Source organism: Streptomyces aureocirculatus (assembly GCF_000720475.1).
Taxonomy (GTDB): Bacteria; Actinomycetota; Actinomycetes; order Streptomycetales; family Streptomycetaceae; genus Streptomyces; species Streptomyces aureocirculatus.
In genome coordinates this window covers 15,281-31,745 of sequence record NZ_JOAP01000017.1, presented here as the reverse complement: position 1 = coordinate 31,745, position 16,465 = coordinate 15,281, and the positions used below count along the sequence as shown (strand labels likewise).

13 protein-coding genes and 1 pseudogene are annotated in these 16,465 nt (G+C 73.1%); 6 read left to right on the top strand and 8 right to left on the bottom strand.

Annotated features, from left to right (window positions below; all coding sequences use genetic code 11):
* The first annotated feature begins 20 nt into the window (after positions 1-20).
* From IG78_RS0116765 to IG78_RS0116755, 3 genes are all read left to right on the top strand, one after another.
* Positions 21-890 (top strand): DUF998 domain-containing protein, encoded by an 870-nt coding sequence (locus tag IG78_RS0116765; protein ID WP_225882102.1) that lies wholly within the window; start codon positions 21-23, stop codon positions 888-890.
* 44 nt (positions 891-934) lie between these two features.
* Positions 935-1,720, top strand: coding sequence for an alpha/beta fold hydrolase (locus IG78_RS0116760; protein ID WP_051852715.1), 786 nt, complete (start codon positions 935-937; stop codon positions 1,718-1,720).
* A 300-nt stretch (positions 1,721-2,020) separates the two neighbouring features.
* The gene (locus tag IG78_RS0116755; protein WP_030563855.1) at positions 2,021-2,449 is read left to right on the top strand and encodes a DUF5990 family protein; all 429 of its coding nucleotides are present in this window, start codon (positions 2,021-2,023) and stop codon (positions 2,447-2,449) included.
* 17 nt (positions 2,450-2,466) lie between these two features.
* On the opposite strand, the gene IG78_RS0116750 is transcribed toward IG78_RS0116755, so the two are convergent.
* From IG78_RS0116750 to IG78_RS45805, 3 genes and pseudogenes are all read right to left on the bottom strand, one after another.
* Positions 2,467-3,117 (bottom strand): DUF305 domain-containing protein, encoded by a 651-nt coding sequence (locus IG78_RS0116750; protein ID WP_030563853.1) that lies wholly within the window; start codon positions 3,115-3,117, stop codon positions 2,467-2,469.
* The gene (locus IG78_RS0116745; RefSeq protein ID WP_030563851.1) at positions 3,117-3,791 is read right to left on the bottom strand and encodes a thioredoxin-like domain-containing protein; all 675 of its coding nucleotides are present in this window, start codon (positions 3,789-3,791) and stop codon (positions 3,117-3,119) included. The genes IG78_RS0116750 and IG78_RS0116745 overlap by 1 nt, the downstream gene beginning before the upstream one ends.
* Before the next feature lie 288 nt (positions 3,792-4,079).
* Positions 4,080-4,681: pseudogene (locus tag IG78_RS45805) on the bottom strand (FAD-binding oxidoreductase); the annotation flags it as partial.
* Positions 4,682-4,950: 269 nt separating this feature from the next.
* Between IG78_RS45805 and IG78_RS0116735 the strand changes: the two are divergent.
* Positions 4,951-6,312: a glutamine synthetase family protein gene (locus tag IG78_RS0116735; RefSeq protein WP_030563849.1), complete on the top strand. Its 1,362-nt coding sequence runs from the start codon at positions 4,951-4,953 to the stop codon at positions 6,310-6,312.
* A gap of 173 nt (positions 6,313-6,485) precedes the next feature.
* Here the strand turns inward: IG78_RS0116735 and IG78_RS0116730 are convergent, their stop codons facing one another.
* Both IG78_RS0116730 and IG78_RS0116725 read right to left on the bottom strand, forming a co-directional pair.
* A complete protein-coding gene (locus IG78_RS0116730) occupies positions 6,486-6,914 on the bottom strand; it encodes a VOC family protein (protein ID WP_030563847.1) in 429 nt (142 codons plus the stop codon).
* Between the two features lie 83 nt (positions 6,915-6,997).
* Positions 6,998-7,393, bottom strand: a complete 396-nt coding sequence (locus IG78_RS0116725; RefSeq protein ID WP_404827699.1) for a pyridoxamine 5'-phosphate oxidase family protein — start codon at positions 7,391-7,393, stop codon at positions 6,998-7,000.
* A gap of 118 nt (positions 7,394-7,511) precedes the next feature.
* Here IG78_RS0116725 and IG78_RS0116720 point away from each other — a divergent pair, with 118 nt between their 5' ends.
* Positions 7,512-10,556 (top strand): bifunctional [glutamine synthetase] adenylyltransferase/[glutamine synthetase]-adenylyl-L-tyrosine phosphorylase, encoded by a 3,045-nt coding sequence (locus tag IG78_RS0116720; RefSeq protein WP_030563843.1) that lies wholly within the window; start codon positions 7,512-7,514, stop codon positions 10,554-10,556.
* Here the strand turns inward: IG78_RS0116720 and IG78_RS0116715 are convergent.
* From IG78_RS0116715 to IG78_RS0116705, 3 genes are all read right to left on the bottom strand, one after another.
* Complete coding sequence (locus IG78_RS0116715; RefSeq protein ID WP_078965202.1) at positions 10,544-11,434, bottom strand: phosphatase PAP2 family protein; 891 nt, start codon at positions 11,432-11,434, stop codon at positions 10,544-10,546. The genes IG78_RS0116720 and IG78_RS0116715 overlap by 13 nt on opposite strands.
* Before the next feature lie 126 nt (positions 11,435-11,560).
* Positions 11,561-12,589 (bottom strand): LacI family DNA-binding transcriptional regulator, encoded by a 1,029-nt coding sequence (locus IG78_RS0116710; protein ID WP_030563839.1) that lies wholly within the window; start codon positions 12,587-12,589, stop codon positions 11,561-11,563.
* Between the two features lie 25 nt (positions 12,590-12,614).
* Positions 12,615-14,384: a glycoside hydrolase family 13 protein gene (locus IG78_RS0116705; protein ID WP_030563837.1), complete on the bottom strand. Its 1,770-nt coding sequence runs from the start codon at positions 14,382-14,384 to the stop codon at positions 12,615-12,617.
* A gap of 293 nt (positions 14,385-14,677) precedes the next feature.
* On the opposite strand from IG78_RS0116705, the gene IG78_RS42195 reads away from it, so the two are divergent.
* A complete protein-coding gene (locus IG78_RS42195; RefSeq protein ID WP_031128923.1) occupies positions 14,678-16,429 on the top strand; it encodes a fused response regulator/phosphatase in 1,752 nt (583 codons plus the stop codon).
* The last annotated feature ends 36 nt before the right edge of the window (positions 16,430-16,465 follow it).

The following is a 16,465-nucleotide window of genomic DNA, read 5'->3' as shown; positions in this document are numbered from 1 at the left end:
CCTCCGACGATCATGGGCCCATGACGACTTCGGACGGACCGGGGCGGAGCGGGACCGCTTCGGTGGCGAGCATGCGCCGTTTCCCGTCGCGCGTCGGCACGCCCGTGCCCGGGCGCGGTTCCGCCGAGCAACGAGAGCCCCCGGCCGCCGGAGCGGCCCGCGGCGACGGCCGCGCCCGCGCGGCCGTCGCCGTCCTCCTCACGCTCGGCGCCCTCGCCTACACCACCTGGACCCTGGAGGCGTTCCTGCCGACGGGGCTCTCGCCGCTGCGTACGTACGTGAGTGAACTCGCCGCCGAGGACCAGCCGTACGGCACGTTCTTCCGGACGCTCGACCTCGCTGCGGGGATCCTGGTGTGCGCGGGGGCCGTCGTAGGGCTTGGGTGGCTGCGCCCGCGCGCCGCGGCGCGCGGGCGTGCGCTCCTCGCCGTCGGCGGCTGGGTTGCCGTCGCCGTCTTCGGTGCCGCGACGGCGGCCGACTCGCGGCTCCCGCTGAGCTGCGCGCCCACGGCGGACGCGGCCTGCGCGGCACGGGAGCGGGCGGGCGCGGTGCCCTTCGCGCACGCGGCGCACGCGGTCAGCAGCAGTGTGGCGGTGGCGGGGGCGCTGGTGGGGATGGTGCTCCTGACGGTGGTGGTGCACCGGAGCGGGGCGCGGGGCGGGGGCCCGGCCGGGGCCCGGTTCAGGGGGCTTCTGCTCACCCTGGTCGGAGTCGAACTGATCGCCACTGTGTGGACGTTGGCCGCCGTCGCGGCGTTCGACTCCGGACACGGCACATCCGGACATGGCACATGGGGCCTGGGGGTCGCCCAACGCATGCAGTTGCTGACGATTGCGGTGTGGCTGGTGGTGATGGCGTGGCTGGTGTGGGCGGGGCGTCGGCGTACGTGAGGGGGGTGTTCGTCCGTATCGACGGGGTGCCGCACCATGTGCGGATGACGGGCGACGGACCCGTGTGCGTGCTCAGTGCGGGGCTCGGGCTCGCTTGGTTCGAGTGGGATCCGGTGGTGGCGCTGCTCGCCCGCTCCCGTACCGTCGTCCGCTTCGACCGGCCGGGGCTCGGGCTCAGCGGGCCCGCGCGCGAGGCGCCCACGCTGGTGGGGGAGGCCGAGCGGATCGGGCGCGTGCTGGACGCGCTCGGATTCGGGGAGGACGCCGTGACCGTGGTGGGGCATTCGCTGGCGGGCTTCCACGCGGAGGCGTTCGCGCGGCTGTGTCCTCGGCGGACGGCGGGGCTCGTCCTGGTGGACTCCAGCGTGGAGGAGGGGGCTGGGGCGGGGGACGTTCCCGGCAGGGGGGTTCGGCCGGCCCTCGCGCGGGGTGCGGGAGCCGTCCTGGGCGGGCTCGGGGTGCCGCGGGCCGTGGGGCCGTCGGCCCGGCGCCTGGCCGGGGGGCGTTCGGCTCCGCCTCCGGCGCGGGAGCTGTGTGCGGTGTACGGCTCGGGGCGGGTGTGGCGGGCGGCGCTGATGGAGTATCTGACGTACGGGGACGTGGCCCGCGAACTGGGGGCGATGCGGCGGGGAGCCCCCCTGCCCGGCGGGGCGCCGGTGACGGTCCTGGCGGCGTCCCCGAAGGCGTCCGGCACCGACGCCTGGGTAGGCCGCCAGCACGCGCTCGCCCACACCCTGCGAGCGGACTTCCGCGTGCTGGCCCCCGCGGGGCACCTCTTGATGCGGGCCCGCCCCCACGAGGTCACGGAAGCAATCCTGAGGGCACATTGAGCGGCCCCCCCCCACGTGGGCTGTGCCCACCCGTTCCGCCCCTGGCGGACCAGTTGCCCACAGCGGGGGCGGGCACGGCGCGGGAGACGGCCCGCAGCCGCCGTCCGGGCCTGCGTGGCACAGGGAGCCAGAAGCCCGCGATGGGGTGGAAACGGGCGGGTGGGGAAGCATCCGCGGCGGGACAGGAAAACCGCCCAACCGCTCAGGAGCGCTCGCGTGAACGGCCCACCCGGACGGGCTTGCGCGAAGCGTCGGGTCCGGGGCCGGGCGGCTGTCGGACCCTCGTGGTGCACTGGGGGCATGACGCAGAAGCTGACCGTGCGCCTCGTCGGCCGTGAGCTGCCAGGGGCGGAGTGCGGGGAGTACCGGGACGTGCACGTGGCCGTGCAGCGCGGGTCCGGGCCCGAGGACCCCGTGCGGGCCGATGCCGCCGAGGCGGTGTTCGCGTTCGAGGTGTCCGTGGTCGCCGCGCCGGACGGCACCCCGGACTTCAAGGGGCCGCACGTCCAGGGCAAGCGGGGCGAGCGCTTCTTCTACCTGACCTGGGGCGAGCTGCCTCCCGGCGGCGAGTTCGCGATGTTCCGGCGGGCGAAGCTGTGGTTCGCGGATGTGCCTGCGGCGGCGGTGGCGGCGGGGGTGGCTGTGGGGGAGCTGGGGCTCACGGATGAGAAGGGGATGCCGTTGTGTGCGGGGGTGCGGCCGCCGGGGGTGGTGTGGGGGGTGGGGTGAGCCCCCGGCAGGGTTTCCTACGGCTTCGCGCCCCGTGCCCTCAGCAGGTCCCTCATCAGCTTCACCTCGGACTCCTGGGACTCCACCATCCCCTGCGCGAGCCGCTTCTCGACGGGCACCTCGCAGCGCTCCACGCAGCCCCGCGCCATGTGGATGCCCCCCTGATGGTGAGCGGTCATCAGCTTCAGGTAATACACCTCGGCCTGCTTGCCGTTCAGCTCACCGAGCCGCTTCATCTGCGCGTTCGTCGCCATCCCGGGCATCAGCGAACCCTCCCCCGCGGAGGGGGCGCCGCTCATGTCCATCCACTCCATGGGATCGCCGGGCGGCACCTTCGGCAGCTCCCACAGGTCGAGCCAGCCGAGCATCATGCCGCGCTGGTTGGCCTGGGTCTGGGCGATGTCGTAGGCGAGGCGCCGGATCTCCTCGTTCTTGGTGCGGTCCCGGACGATGTACGACATCTCCACGGCCTGCTGGTGGTGCACCGACATGTCCCTGGCGAAGCCGGCGTCGGCGGACGAAGTCGCGGGCGTACGGGCCGCGTTCGAGGAGGCTGAGGAGGTTGAGGAGTCCGAGGAGTCGCCGGTGGACGCCACCGCCGCCGTGATGCCGCCCGCCGCGAGCACCGCGCCCGCGACGGCGCCGATCAGCCAGTCCGTGCGCTTCATCACTGCCCCAGGCCGTTGGTGCAGGCCGCACCGGGCTCGGGGGTCTGCTTGCCCTGGACGTAGGTGGAGAAGAACGCGTTCACCTTCGGGTCGTCCGCGCCCTTGATCACACGCTGGTGGCCCCACGCCGAGAGGAGGATCGGGTCCTTCTGCTTCTTGACGGGGCTCATCAGCGAGTACGGGGTCTTCTTGACCTTCGCTTCGAGCTTCTTCAGGTCGGCGGGCTTCGCCTTGTCGTTGTACGTCACCCACACCGCGCCGTGCTCCAGGGAGTGCACGGCGTTCTCGTTCGGGAGTTCCTTGGTGTAGACATCGCCATTGCAGTTCATCCACACCTGGTTGTGGTTGCCGCCCACCGGCGGTGTCACCGGGTAGTTCACCTTGCCGTTGACGTGGGTGCGGCCCAGCTTCTTGGCGTCCCAGACCCGCTCGCCGTCGCCGGTGGTGGTGAACTTGGCCACGGCCTTCGCGTCGCCCGACTTGCCGCCGGAGTCCGAGTCGTCGTCGGCCGACGAGATGAGGAAGAAGCCGCCGATGCCGACAGCCGCGACGATGACCGTGCTCAGAGTGATGGTGAGCACGCGGTTGCGGCGCTCGCGGGCGGCCTCGGCGCGCCGCATCTCCTCTATCCGGGCCTTGCGCTCGGCGCTGCTCGTCTTCTTGGCGGAACCCATGATGTGTCCTTCTGCGGAAAGGGACGGACGTGGCGGGTTGAACACGGGGGGCGGTGCGAGTGCGTTGATCGTAGCCTCCGCCCCGGCGGGCGGAAGGCGCGTCCTGTCAAATACAGCACGCCCGGGCAGGCGAGGGCGATCGTCATCCGGCCGATCTCGGCCACGGCGGCCCGCCCGACGCCGCCTTCGGCAGCCTTGATCTGAACCGCAGATGCGCGTTACCCACCCTCCGTGGCAGGCGGCTCCTGCACTCCACCGACCTCGCGCTGCGCGTCCCCATGCGGCTCAGTGGACGGCGGCGTCCGGGAGTTCGCCCGCGCACGCGAGGTGGTCGGCGCGCGGGGCGTGGTCGGCGGGGGAGTGGTCGGCGTGGACGACGGTGACCGGGGCACGGTGACCGACCGCCGCCAGGTGGCGGAGCATCGCGATCATCGGGGTGACGCCGATCCCGGCGGAGGCGAGGAGCAGCGGCGCGGCGCCCGCCCCTCCCGCAAGTGCCCCGGGTCGCGCCGGGCCGGTCGCCCGGTCGTCCAGGACCAGGTCGCCGTAGGCCGCGGAGAGGTGCGGGCGGCTGCCCTCGCGGACGTGGGCGTGCAGATGGGTGGAGACCTCGCCCTCGGGGGCGTACGCGCCGCCCCCTTCCCCCGGCCCGTCGGCTCCCCGCGCACCGGCGCCCCGTACCCGCTTCACGCTGATCTGCCACACCCCCGTACCCACCGCCCCGACAGGCTGTACTGCCGCATCTGCCGGGCCCCGTCCGGCAGCCGGACCTGGACGGAGACGTACCGGCCCGGGCGGAACGCCGGTGCCGGGGTGCCGTCGGCGGGGCACAGGCGGAACGTGGCCACGTCCGGTGTCTCCTCGACGCGCTCCCCCACCTCCCACTCGCGCCGGGCCCCGGCGCCCGGGGGGTGGTCCACGAGGTACCCGGCGAAGGCGGCGATGGACCCGGCGAGGGCCTGCCGCTGGGTTCCCGCGGCCTACCACTTCAGAGAGGTGGGTCGACGCCGCTGTCACCGCGCTCGGGGGACCGTGCACTATGGGCAATGAGCGGCCGCAACGCGTATGAAACCGTGTGGTGGGATGCTCATGTGCCGGGGCGACGTCCCGTGGCTCGGGAGCAGCCGGTTCCGACCAGCAAGGATGGGTGGAAGTCGAGATGGACAAGCAGCAGGAGTTCGTGCTCCGCACTCTGGAGGAGCGCGACATCCGGTTCGTACGCCTGTGGTTCACGGACGTACTCGGCTTCCTGAAGTCGGTCGCGGTCGCCCCCGCCGAGCTGGAGCAGGCCTTCGACGAGGGCATCGGCTTCGACGGCTCGGCCATCGAGGGCTTCGCCCGTGTCTACGAGTCCGACATGATCGCCAAGCCGGACCCTGGCACCTTCCAGGTCCTGCCGTGGCGCGCGGAGGCCCCGGGCACGGCCCGGATGTTCTGCGACATCCTCATGCCGGACGGCTCCCCGTCCTTCGCCGACCCGCGCTACGTCCTCAAGCGCGCCCTCGCCAAGACCTCCGACCTCGGGTTCACCTTCTACACCCACCCCGAGATCGAGTTCTTCCTGCTCAAGGACAAGCCCCTGGACGGCTCCCGCCCCGTCCCCGCCGACAACTCCGGCTACTTCGACCACACCCCGCAGAACGTCGGCATGGACTTCCGCCGCCAGGCCATCACCATGCTGGAATCCATGGGCATCTCGGTCGAGTTCAGCCACCACGAGGGCGCCCCCGGCCAGCAGGAGATCGACCTCCGCTACGCCGACGCGCTCTCCACCGCCGACAACATCATGACGTTCCGCCTGGTCATGAAGCAGGTGGCCCTGGAGCAGGGCGTGCAGGCCACCTTCATGCCCAAGCCGTTCTCCGAGCACCCCGGCTCGGGCATGCACACGCACCTCTCCCTCTTCGAGGGCGACCGCAACGCCTTCTACGAGTCCGGCGCCGAGTACCAGCTCTCCAAGGTGGGCCGCTCCTTCATCGCGGGCCTGCTCAAGCACGCCGCCGAGATCTCCGCGGTCACCAACCAGTGGGTGAACTCCTACAAGCGCATCTGGGGCGGCTCGGAGCGCACCGCGGGCGCGGGCGGTGAGGCCCCCTCGTACATCTGCTGGGGCCACAACAACCGCTCGGCCCTCATCCGGGTGCCCATGTACAAGCCCGGCAAGACCGGCTCGGCCCGCGTCGAGGTCCGCTCCATCGACTCCGGCGCCAACCCCTACCTCACGTACGCCGTCCTCCTCGCCGCCGGCCTCAAGGGCATCGAGGAGGGCTACGAGCTCCCGCCGGGCGCCGACGACGACGTGTGGGCGCTCTCCGACGCCGAGCGGCGCGCGATGGGGATCGAGCCGCTGCCCCAGAACCTGGGGGAGGCGATTGCCCTCATGGAGCGGTCCGAGTTGGTCGCCGAGACGCTCGGGGAGCACGTGTACGACTTCTTCCTCCGGAACAAGAAGCAGGAGTGGGAGGAGTATCGCTCCGAGGTGACCGCCTTCGAACTCCGCAAGAACCTGCCGGTCCTGTAAACCGCCCCGAGGGTGAGCGCCCCTGAAGGGGCGCGGGGAACTGCGCGCTCAGCCGAAGAAAAGCCGCGGACGCGTCTGCTCGTGACTCGGCAGACGCGTCTGCGGCTTGTCGCTGGTTGCTCGCGCAGTTCCCCGCGCCCCTTCAGGGCGCCACCGCGAGCCCCACGCCCCGGTCAGGGGCGTATCGCCGCCCGCAGTGGCGTCCCCGCCCGGACTCTGTACTCCTGGACGGACCAGCCGTTGCCGTCCGGGTCCGTGAAGTACATGAACGTGCCACCGTCCTGCTCGGCGTACTGGACCGGCTCGGTGACCTCCAGGCCGCGGGCCGTCAGCTCGGCGTGGGCCTGCTTGATGTCGGGGACGCAGAGCTGGAGGCCGTGGTAGGTGCCGGGCTGCGGGGTGGGACCCGGGGTGGTGTCCCAGATGGCGTCGCCCAGCATGATGGAACAGCCGGACCCGGGCGGGGTGAGCTGCACGACGCGCACGCCCGGCATGACCTCCGTGTCGATGTCGACGTGGAAGCCGCACTTGGTCGCGTAGAACTCCTTGGCGCGGTCGATGTCGCTGACGGGCACGCCGATCACTTCGAGTGTGTATTCCATGCGAGGAGTACATCAGCGATCGGGGGCCCTGTCCCGGGGAATGCGCAGGCCGCACGGTCGCGTACGGTGTACGCCGCCCCGGCTCACGCGAAGCGGTAGCGCGTCTGGCTGAACGGGTCGCCCTTGGCCGCCGCGAGGCCCCGCAGTCGCGCGTCGTCCGTGATCCGGATCGCCGTGCCCTCGACGACCACGTCGAGGCCCTTGTCCCAGAGGTTGGTGCCAGTCGTCAGGACGACCTCGGGGTTGGCCTGGAGGTTGCGGGCCTTGCGTTCGGCCGGGCCGGTGGAGAAGTGCAGAGCGTCCCCCTGCCACAGGGCGCTCAGCGGGGTGACGTGCGGGCGCCCGTCGGGGCGTACCGTCGAGATCCAGAACAGCTCGGCCGCCGCGAGCGCGTCCCGGGCCTGTGGCCAGGGGGTCGCGGCGGCTCCCTCGCTGCTGTAGCGGGCGTCGACATCGACGCGGGGTTCCTGGCTCGGCATGACGTGGCCTCCTGCTCTCCATACTCCTGTCCCGGTGCGGACCCCGCACGCGCGCGGAACTCATCGGCAGGCCCTTAGTAGGCTCAAGGTCAGGAACGGGCGAGCGAAAGGCGCGGGGATGACGCTGCCGCAGGGACGCAGAAGCAGCACCTTCACGCGGTTGCTGCGGCACGGGTTCACCGACCCCTCCACCGCCGAGCGGCTTCTCGGCGCCGACGAGCTCGCCGCCGTCCGCACCGACCCGGTGCTCCTCGACGCCCTCGGCGCCACCGCCGACCCGGACCTGGCACTGCTCGGCCTCGTCCGGCTCGCCGAGGCGCAGCCCGACCCCACCGCGCGCCGCGAGCTGCTCGACACCCTGCTCAGCGCCAAGCCCCTGCGTGACCGGCTGCTCGGCGTCCTCGGCGCATCCGAGGCCCTCGCCGACCACCTCGCCCGGCACCCGGGCGACTGGCGGGCCCTGGTCACCTACGAGGCCGCCGACCTGCATCCTGGCGTCGAGGAGTTCGAGCGCGGCCTCGCCGAGGCCACCGACCCGGTGTCGCTGCGCGTGGCCTACCGCCGCTGCCTGCTCTCCATCGCCGCCCGCGACGTCTGCGGCACCACCGACGTCGCCGAGGCCGCGGCCGAACTCGCCGACCTGGCCACGGCCACCCTGCGCGCCGCACTCGCCATGGCAGAGCAGGCGGCGCCCGACGACGCCGCGCGGTGCCGCCTCGCGGTGATCGCGATGGGCAAGTGCGGCGGCCACGAGCTGAACTATGTCTCCGACGTCGATGTGATCTTCGTGGGCGAGGCCGTCGACGGCGTCGAAGAAGGCGCGGCGATCCGGGCAGCCACCCGGCTCGCCGCCCACCTGATGCGGATCTGCTCCGAGACCACCGTCGAAGGCACCATCTGGCCGGTCGACGCCAACCTGCGCCCCGAGGGCAGGAACGGCCCCCTGGTGCGCACCCTCTCCAGCCACCTCGCGTACTACCAGCGCTGGGCGAAGACCTGGGAGTTCCAGGCGCTGCTCAAGGCCCGGCCCGTCGCAGGCGACAAAGAGCTCGGCAAGGAGTACGCGGCCGCCGTCGCGCCCCTGGTGTGGGGGGCCGCCGAGCGTGAGAACTTCGTCCCCGACGTGCAGAAGATGCGCCGCCGCGTCGTGGAGAACATTCCCGCGGGCGAGGTCGACCGCGAGCTGAAACTCGGCCCCGGCGGTCTGCGCGACGTCGAATTCGCCGTGCAGATGCTGCAGTTGGTGCACGGCCGCGCCGACGCGTCGCTGCGCAGCGGCACCACCCTGGACGCCCTCGCCGCGCTCGCCGCCGGCGGCTACGTGGGCCGGGTCGACGCCACTCAGCTCGACGACGCCTACCGCTTCCTGCGCTCCCTGGAACACCGCATCCAGTTGCACCGGCTGCGCCGCACCCACCTGCTGCCCGACACCGACGCCGACCTGCGCCGCATCGGCCGCTCCCTGGGCATGCGCACCGAACCCCTCACCGACCTCGCCCGCGCCTGGAAACGGCACACGTCCGTCGTCCGCCGCCTGCACGAGAAGCTCTTCTACCGCCCGCTGCTCGACGCCGTCGCCCAACTCGCCCCCGGCGAGAGCAGGCTCAGCACGGAAGCGGCCCGCGAACGCCTGGTGGCGCTCGGGTACGCCGACCCCGTCGCGGCCCTGCGCCATCTGGAGGCCCTGGCCTCCGGCGTGACCCGCAAGGCCGCCATCCAGCGCACGCTGCTGCCCGTCCTGCTCGGCTGGTTCGCGGACTCCGCCGACCCGGACGCGGGACTTCTCGGCTTCCGCAAGGTGTCGGACGCCCTCGGCAAGACACCCTGGTACCTGCGGCTCCTGCGCGACGAGGGCGCCGCCGCGGAGAACCTCGCCCGGGTGCTCTCGGCCGGACGGCTCGCCCCCGACCTGCTCCTGCGCGCCCCCGAGGCCGTCGCCCTGCTCGGCGACGAACGCGGCCTGGAACCCCGCGGACGCGGCAACCTGGAACAGGAGGCCCTCGCCGCCGTGCGCCGCGCGGACGGCGTGGAACAGGCCGTCGCGGCGGCCCGCGGCGTGCGCCGCCGTGAGCTGTTCCGCACCACGGCCGCCGACATCATCTCCTCGTACGGCACGGAGGACAGCCCCGAAAGGGAAGGCGTGCGCGCAGCGCTCGGGACAAGGGTGGTGGCGGGAGACGGGCGGGCCGACGCGGGCGCCCTGGTGGACCGGGTGGGTCTGGCCGTGTCCGATCTGACCGCCGCCACCATCGCGGGCACGCTGCGCGCCGTGGTCCGCGAGGGCTGGGGCGACGACCTGCCGACCCGGTTCACGGTCATCGGCATGGGCCGCTTCGGCGGCCGCGAGCTCGGCTACGGCTCGGACGCCGACGTCCTGTTCGTGCACGAGCCGCGCGAGGGCGTCGACGACCAGGAGGCGGCGAAGGCCGCGTCCGCGGTCGTCACCGAGATGCGGCGGCTCCTTCAGTTGCCGAGCGCGGACCCGCCGCTCCTCATCGACGCCGATCTGCGCCCGGAGGGCAAGTCGGGACCGCTGGCGCGCACCCTGAAGTCGTACGCGGCCTACTACCGCCGCTGGTCCCTCGTCTGGGAGGCGCAGGCCCTGCTGCGCGCCGAGCCGGTCGCGGGCGACGCCGACCTCGGCCGGGCCTTCATCGACCTGGTGGACCCGCTGCGCTACCCCGCCGAGGGCCTCGGCGACGACGCCGTACGCGAGATCCGCAGGCTGAAGGCGCGCATGGAGTCCGAGCGGCTGCCGCGCGGCGCCGACCCCACCCTGCACACCAAGCTCGGCCGCGGCGGCCTCTCCGACGTCGAGTGGACCGTCCAGTTGCTCCAGCTCCAGCACGGCTGGGCCGAGCCCGGACTGCGCACCACCCGCACCCGCGAGGCCCTGCACGCGGCCTGCGCGGCCGGACTCCTGGCGACGGAGGACGCGGCGACCCTGGACGAGGCCTGGGTGCTCGCCACCCGGGTGCGCAACGCGGTGATGCTGGTGCGCGGCCGGGCAGGGGACACCTTCCCGTCGGACGGCAGGGAGCTCGCCGCCGTCGGGCGTTACCTCGGGTACGACGCGGGCACGGTCGGCGTGATGCTGGACGACTACCGGCGGATCACGCGGCGGGCGCGGGCCGTGATGGAGGAGCGGTTCTACGGGGCGTAGCGCTTGCGGCGGCCCTCGGTGCGCGTGCTGCGGGGCGGCTCGTCGGGAATGAGCCGCGGCAGTCGGTGCGGCAGGTTGCCGTACCAGAACCGGACCACCGTGAAGCCGAACGCCAGGCAGATCATGCCGCCCACCGCGTCCAGCCAGAAGTGGTTGGCCGTGGCCACGATCACCACCAGGGTGGCCGTGGGATACAGCAGGCCGAGGACCCTCACCCACGGCACCGACGCGAGCGCGAAGATCGTCAGGCCGCACCAGAGGGACCAGCCGATGTGCATGGAGGGCATGGCCGCGTACTGGTTCGACACGTTCTTCAGGTCGCCCGAGGCCATCGAGCCCCAGGTGTTGTGCACCACGACCGTGTCGATGAAGTCACCGCCGGGCATCAGCCGGGGCGGGGCAAGCGGATACAGGTAGTAACCGACGAGGGCGACCGCCGTCGTCGCGAACAGCGCGAGCCTGGCGGCGGCATAGCGGCCGGGATGCCATCGGTAGAGCCACACGAGGACACCGAGCGTCACGATGAAGTGCAGCGTCGCGTAGTAGTAGTTCATGCCGACGATGAGCCATGTCACCGAGTCGACGGCGTGGTTGACGCTGTGCTCGAAGGCCAGGCCGAGGTCGTGCTCCACGCCCCAGAGCCAGTCCGCGTTGCGCAGGGCCGCGGACTTCTGCTCCGGCACGGCGTTGCGGATCAGCGAGTACGTCCAGTAACTCACCGCGATCAGCAGGATCTCGAACCACAGCCGCGGCCGGCGCGGGGTCCGCAACCGGCGCAGGAGATTCCGCCCATTGCGGTCATCTGCCTCGCCCGCGATGGGTGATGTGGTGGCGGGCCCTTGGCGGCCTTCCAGTGTCGTCACAGTCATCTCACCCATAGGGACAGAGTCTGCCAGATGCCCACCACTCTTCAGATCATCCCCCGGTCGGGTCCCGGCCGCATTCCCTACACCCCAGGGACGAGCCGCCCCGTGCGAACCCTTCAGGGGCGCCTCAGAGGCCTCTCAGGCCCCTGAGGGGCGGCAGGAGGCGGTCGAGCCCCGCACCACGAGCTCCGGCATGAAAACGAACTCGCTGTGCGGTGCGGGGGTACCCGCGATCTCCTCCAGGAGGGTGCGCACCGCGGCCTGGCCCATCGCGGGAACCGGCTTGCGGACGGTGGTCAGCGGCGGGTCGGTGAAGGCGACGAGCACCGAGTCGTCGAAGCCGACCACCGAGACGTCGTCCGGCACCTGAAGGCCCCGCTCGCGCACGGCCCGTACCGCGCCGAGCGCCATCATGTCGCTGGCGCACACCACGGCCGTGCAGCCGCGGTCCAGGAGCGCGGCCGCCGCGGCCTGCCCGCCCTCCAGCGTGTACAGGGAGTGCCGCACGAGGTCCGACTCGATCTCCTCGGACGAGAGCCGGAACCGCTCGCGCATCGAGAGCGTGAAACCCTCGATCTTGCGCTGTACGGGGACGAAGCGCCGCGGGCCGAGCGCGAGCCCGATACGGCTGTGCCCGAGCGAGGACAGATGCGTCACCGCTAGCCGCATCGCCGCCCGGTCGTCCGGCGAGATGAACGGCGCCTGCACCTTCGGCGAGAAGCCGTCCACGAGCACGAACGGCACGCCCTGCGCCCGCAACTGCTCATAGCGCTCCATGTCGGCCGTGGTGTCGGCGTGCAGCCCCGAGACGAAGATGATGCCCGCGACGCCGCGGTCCACCAGCATCTCCGTGAGCTCGTCCTCGGTGGAGCCGCCGGGTGTCTGGGTGGCGAGCACCGGCGTATACCCCTGCCGGGTGAGGGCTTGGCCGATCACCTGGGCGAGCGCGGGGAAGATCGGGTTCTCCAGCTCGGGCGTGATCAGGCCGACCAGGCCCGCGCTGCGCCGGCGCAGCCGCACCGGACGTTCGTAGCCGAGGACGTCGAGTGCGGCGAGCACGGACTGACGGGTGGCCGCAGCGACGCCCGGTTTGCCGTTCAGGACCCGGCTCACGGTCGCCTCGCTGACCCCCGCCTGGGCTGCGATGTCGGCCAGTCGCGCGGTCACAGGATTGGACTGTACCGGTCGTCCCTCACGCTGCCCACCAGACGGTTGAATCCGGCGGCAGTACGACGTCGGATCCCGGCCCCGCCAAGTCGGCCGCGGGCACGCGCGACTTCAGGCTGCTCAGGACCGCGGTGCCGGGGCACGGCACGGTGACGGGACGGCCGGTGAGGTTCACGGTGACGACGATGCCCTCCGCGCCACCGTCGCCCCGGCCCGCGCCACCGTCGGTCCGGCCCGCACCGCCCTCGGCCCCGCCCGCCTCGGTCGCCGTCCGGCGGAAGGCGAGCACGCCGTCCGGTGCCGCGAGCCACTGGACGGAGCGGCCCGCGCCGAGCGCCGGGTGGGCCCGGCGCAGCGCGAGGGCGGCGCGGTACAGCTCCAGGGTCGAGGCCGGGTCGCCCTCCTGCGCCTCGACCGTGAGGTGCCCCCAGTCGGCGGGCTGCGGCAGCCAGCTCGGCCCCCCGTCGGCGGGACCGAACCCGAACGGCGGCCGCGTCCCCGACCACGGCAGCGGCACCCGGCACCCGTCCCGGGTGCCCTCCTGCCCCGAGCCGCGGAAGAACGCCGGATCCTGGCGCACCTCGTCGGGCAGGTCCGTCACCTCGGGCAGGCCGAGCTCCTCGCCCTGGTAGAGATACGCCGAACCGGGCAGCGCCAGCATCAGGAGCGTCGCCGCGCGGGCCCGGCGCAGACCGCGCGCGGGGTCGCCGTCGGCGAGGCGCGTGGTGTGCCGGACGACGTCGTGGTTGGACAGGACCCAGGTGGCGGGCGCCGCCACGGAGTTCATGGCGTCCAGGGAGCGGTCGATGACGGCGCGCAGCGCGGCCGCGTCCCAGCCCGTCGTCAGATACGCGAAGTTGAAGGCCTGGTGCAGCTCGTCCGGGCGCAGATACAGGGCGCTGCGCTCCACCGTCGGGGTCCAGGCCTCGGCGACGGCGATGCGCTCGCCCGGATAGCTGTCGAGGAGCACGCGCCAGTCCCGGTAGATCTCGTGCACGCCGTCCTGGTCGAAGTACGGCACGGCCGCGGCGCCGAGCAGCTTGACCTGCTCGGCGTGGCCGACGTCCGGCAGCCCCGCCGCCTTGATCAGGCCGTGCGCCACATCGACGCGGAAGCCGTCGACACCGAGGTCGAGCCAGAACCGCAGGACCGAGCGGAACTCCGCGCGCACGGCCGGGTGTTCCCAGTCGAAGTCGGGCTGCTCGGGGGCGAACAGGTGCAGGTACCAGTCGCCGGGGGTGCCGTCGGGGTCGGTGGTGCGGGTCCAGGCGGGGCCGCCGAACACGGACTCCCAGTCGTTGGGCGGCAGTTCGCCGTGCGGGCCGCGCCCCGGACGGAAGTGGAAGCGCTCCCGCAGCGCCGACGCGGGGCCCTGAGCGAGGGCCTGCCGGAACCACTCGTGCCGGTCCGAGCAGTGGTTCGGCACGATGTCGACGATGACGCGCAGGCCGAGCGCGTGCGCCCGCCGCACCAGCTCGTCGGCGTCGGCGAGGGTGCCGAACGCGGGGTCGACCGCGCGGTAGTCGGCGACGTCGTACCCGGCGTCGGCCTGCGGCGAGGAGTAGAACGGCGAGAGCCACACGGCGTCCACGCCGAGCCGCCGCAGATGGGGCAGCCGGGCCGTCACCCCCGGCAGATCGCCCATGCCGTCGCCGTCGGAGTCGGCGAAGCTGCGCGGATACACCTGGTAGATGACCGCGTCCCGCCACCAGTCGGTACGCCCCGCGGCAGTGGTGCGGGCGGTGTCTGCGGAGCGTACGGACCCCGAGGCGGGGCCGGTGATGTGCTGAGTCATGAAGTCCCTTGCCGGTACGGGGGGCCGCTGCCGTTCCCCACGGTGTCGCACCGGGGAGTTCGGGCACTGGAGTGAACGTCCCGCGCGACACGAAGGTCACGGACCGGGCGGCCCGCGCCGGGGAGGAGGGGGATCTTAGCGGCAGTCGGGCCGCGCCCGGCGTGGGACGCGCGATCTCCACCGTTCCAGGTCGTTGGGGTGCGGTCGATTCCCCGGGTCTGTATCGGGACGCTAGCGTGGACGTGCGGACCCGTCGGGGCCCGTTCGTTCCGCCGCTCCTGGGGGATGTCCGCGTGAGCGCCAACAGCAAAGAGGCCGAGAGCGAGGCCGGCACGGCCGGGCCCGGTGTCACCACGGTCCTGGTCGTCGACGACGTGCCCGCGAGCCGGTACGCGCTGGGCGCGGTGCTGCGCCGTGCCGGTCACCGCGTGGTGCTCGCCGCCAGCGCGGGCGAGGCGCTGAGTGAGATCGAGGCGCTGCTGCGCGAGGGCCGGCTCCCCGATGTCGCCCTCGTCGACGTCGGCCTGCCCGACATGAGCGGCTACGACCTGTGCCGTCGCCTCAAGCAGGCGCCGCCGACCGCCGCCCTGCCCGTGGTGCACTTCTCCGCCGCCGCGCACGACTCCGTGGACCGGTGCCGCGGGCTCGACGCGGGCGGCGAGGCGTATCTGACGGTGCCCGCGGAGCCGGAGGAGATCGCGGCCGTGGTCAGAGCCGCCGCGCGCGGCGCGCGGCACCGCAGCGACGTACAGACCCGGGTCGGCCGCCTCAGCCGTCTCGCGGAGGCCGTCCTCGACGTGCAGTCGGCCGGCTGTGTGCGCGAGCTCGTCGATGTCGCGGCGGCCGACGCGGCGGACCTCAGCGGCGCTCCCGCCGCGGCGTTCGTCCTCGGTGAGGAAGGCGGCATCCACTGGGGCCGCTCCCCTCGCCGCGTCCTCGCGGCGCACCCCGGCCCTGACACCCACGAGAGCATGGCAGGACTGATCAACCGCCTGATGGCAGGGCGGATCGGCGTGCACACCACGACCGTGCCCTGGTCGCTGTGGCCGACGGGCTTCCTGGGCGCGGCGCCGCGCGGAGCCGACGCGTACGAGGCGCTCGGCGGCGCGAGGCCGTGCGGTGCCCGGACGGACGCGCGGGACGGGACCTCGGACGGCGGCCCCGAACTGCCGCGACCCGGCGACGAGGTGCTGCTCGCGCTCGCCCGCACCCGCGAGGACCACGCGCCGGTCTGCCTGGCCACCGTGGGCCCCGCGGAGGACCGCGCCGACGACCTCGGCCGCCTGGCGCACGCCACCGCACGGGTCGCGGAACGGCTCCTGATGTACGAGAAGGAGCGCCATGTCGCGCTGACCCTCCAGCACAGCTTCCTGCCGAGCGAACTGCCGCGGCTGCCGGGCACGGAGGTCGTCGTCCGCTACGAACCGGCGTCCCGGCAGGCGAAGATCGGCGGTGACTTCTACGCCGCGCTGCCCACGCCCACCGGTGTGCTCACCGGCATCGGGGACGTCGCGGGCCACTCGCTCGACGCGGCCACGGTGATGGTGGAACTGCGGCACGCCCTGCGGGCGTACTGCGTCGAGGACCCCGACCCCGGCCGCCTCGCCACCCGCCTCGACCGTATGCTCCAGCGCTACCACCCCGACGTCACGGCCACGATGTGCCTGGCCCACGTCGAACTGCCGTCCGCCCGCGTCCGCATCGCCAACGCGGGCCACATCCCGCCGCTCGTCGTCCAGGACACGGGCAGGGCCGCCTACGTCAGGGCGAGCGGCCCGCTGCTGGGCCTCGGCCTCGACCGGCCACCGCCCGTCGAGACCCGCCTCACCACCGGGGACCGCCTCCTGATGGTCACCGACGGGCTGATCGAGACCCGCGGCGTCGACCTCGCCGTGTCGATGGAACAACTGCGCCTCGCGGCCGCCGCGACGCCGCCCGGAGTGGGCGCCCTGTGCGACACCCTCATGGAGTGCTTCGGCCATGAACGGGACGACGACATCGCCTTACTCGCCCTCCGCCTGACGCAGCCGCCCGCGGACGGCTGAGGGACGGCACGGGCAGTCCCTGGGAGGGCGGCGGGG

Bases quoted from the DNA above. Each gene is read 5' to 3' on its own strand.
- IG78_RS0116765 (WP_225882102.1), top strand. From the start codon at position 21: ATGACGACTTCGGACGGACCGGGGCGGAGCGGGACCGCTTCGGTGGCG.
- IG78_RS0116760 (WP_051852715.1), top strand. From the start codon at position 935: ATGACGGGCGACGGACCCGTGTGCGTGCTCAGTGCGGGGCTCGGGCTC.
- IG78_RS0116755 (WP_030563855.1), top strand. From the start codon at position 2,021: ATGACGCAGAAGCTGACCGTGCGCCTCGTCGGCCGTGAGCTGCCAGGG.
- IG78_RS0116750 (WP_030563853.1), bottom strand. From the start codon at position 3,117: ATGAAGCGCACGGACTGGCTGATCGGCGCCGTCGCGGGCGCGGTGCTC.
- IG78_RS0116745 (WP_030563851.1), bottom strand. From the start codon at position 3,791: ATGGGTTCCGCCAAGAAGACGAGCAGCGCCGAGCGCAAGGCCCGGATA.
- IG78_RS0116735 (WP_030563849.1), top strand. From the start codon at position 4,951: ATGGACAAGCAGCAGGAGTTCGTGCTCCGCACTCTGGAGGAGCGCGAC.
- IG78_RS0116730 (WP_030563847.1), bottom strand. From the start codon at position 6,914: ATGGAATACACACTCGAAGTGATCGGCGTGCCCGTCAGCGACATCGAC.
- IG78_RS0116725 (WP_404827699.1), bottom strand. From the start codon at position 7,393: ATGCCGAGCCAGGAACCCCGCGTCGATGTCGACGCCCGCTACAGCAGC.
- IG78_RS0116720 (WP_030563843.1), top strand. From the start codon at position 7,512: ATGACGCTGCCGCAGGGACGCAGAAGCAGCACCTTCACGCGGTTGCTG.
- IG78_RS0116715 (WP_078965202.1), bottom strand. From the start codon at position 11,434: ATGGGTGAGATGACTGTGACGACACTGGAAGGCCGCCAAGGGCCCGCC.
- IG78_RS0116705 (WP_030563837.1), bottom strand. From the start codon at position 14,384: ATGACTCAGCACATCACCGGCCCCGCCTCGGGGTCCGTACGCTCCGCA.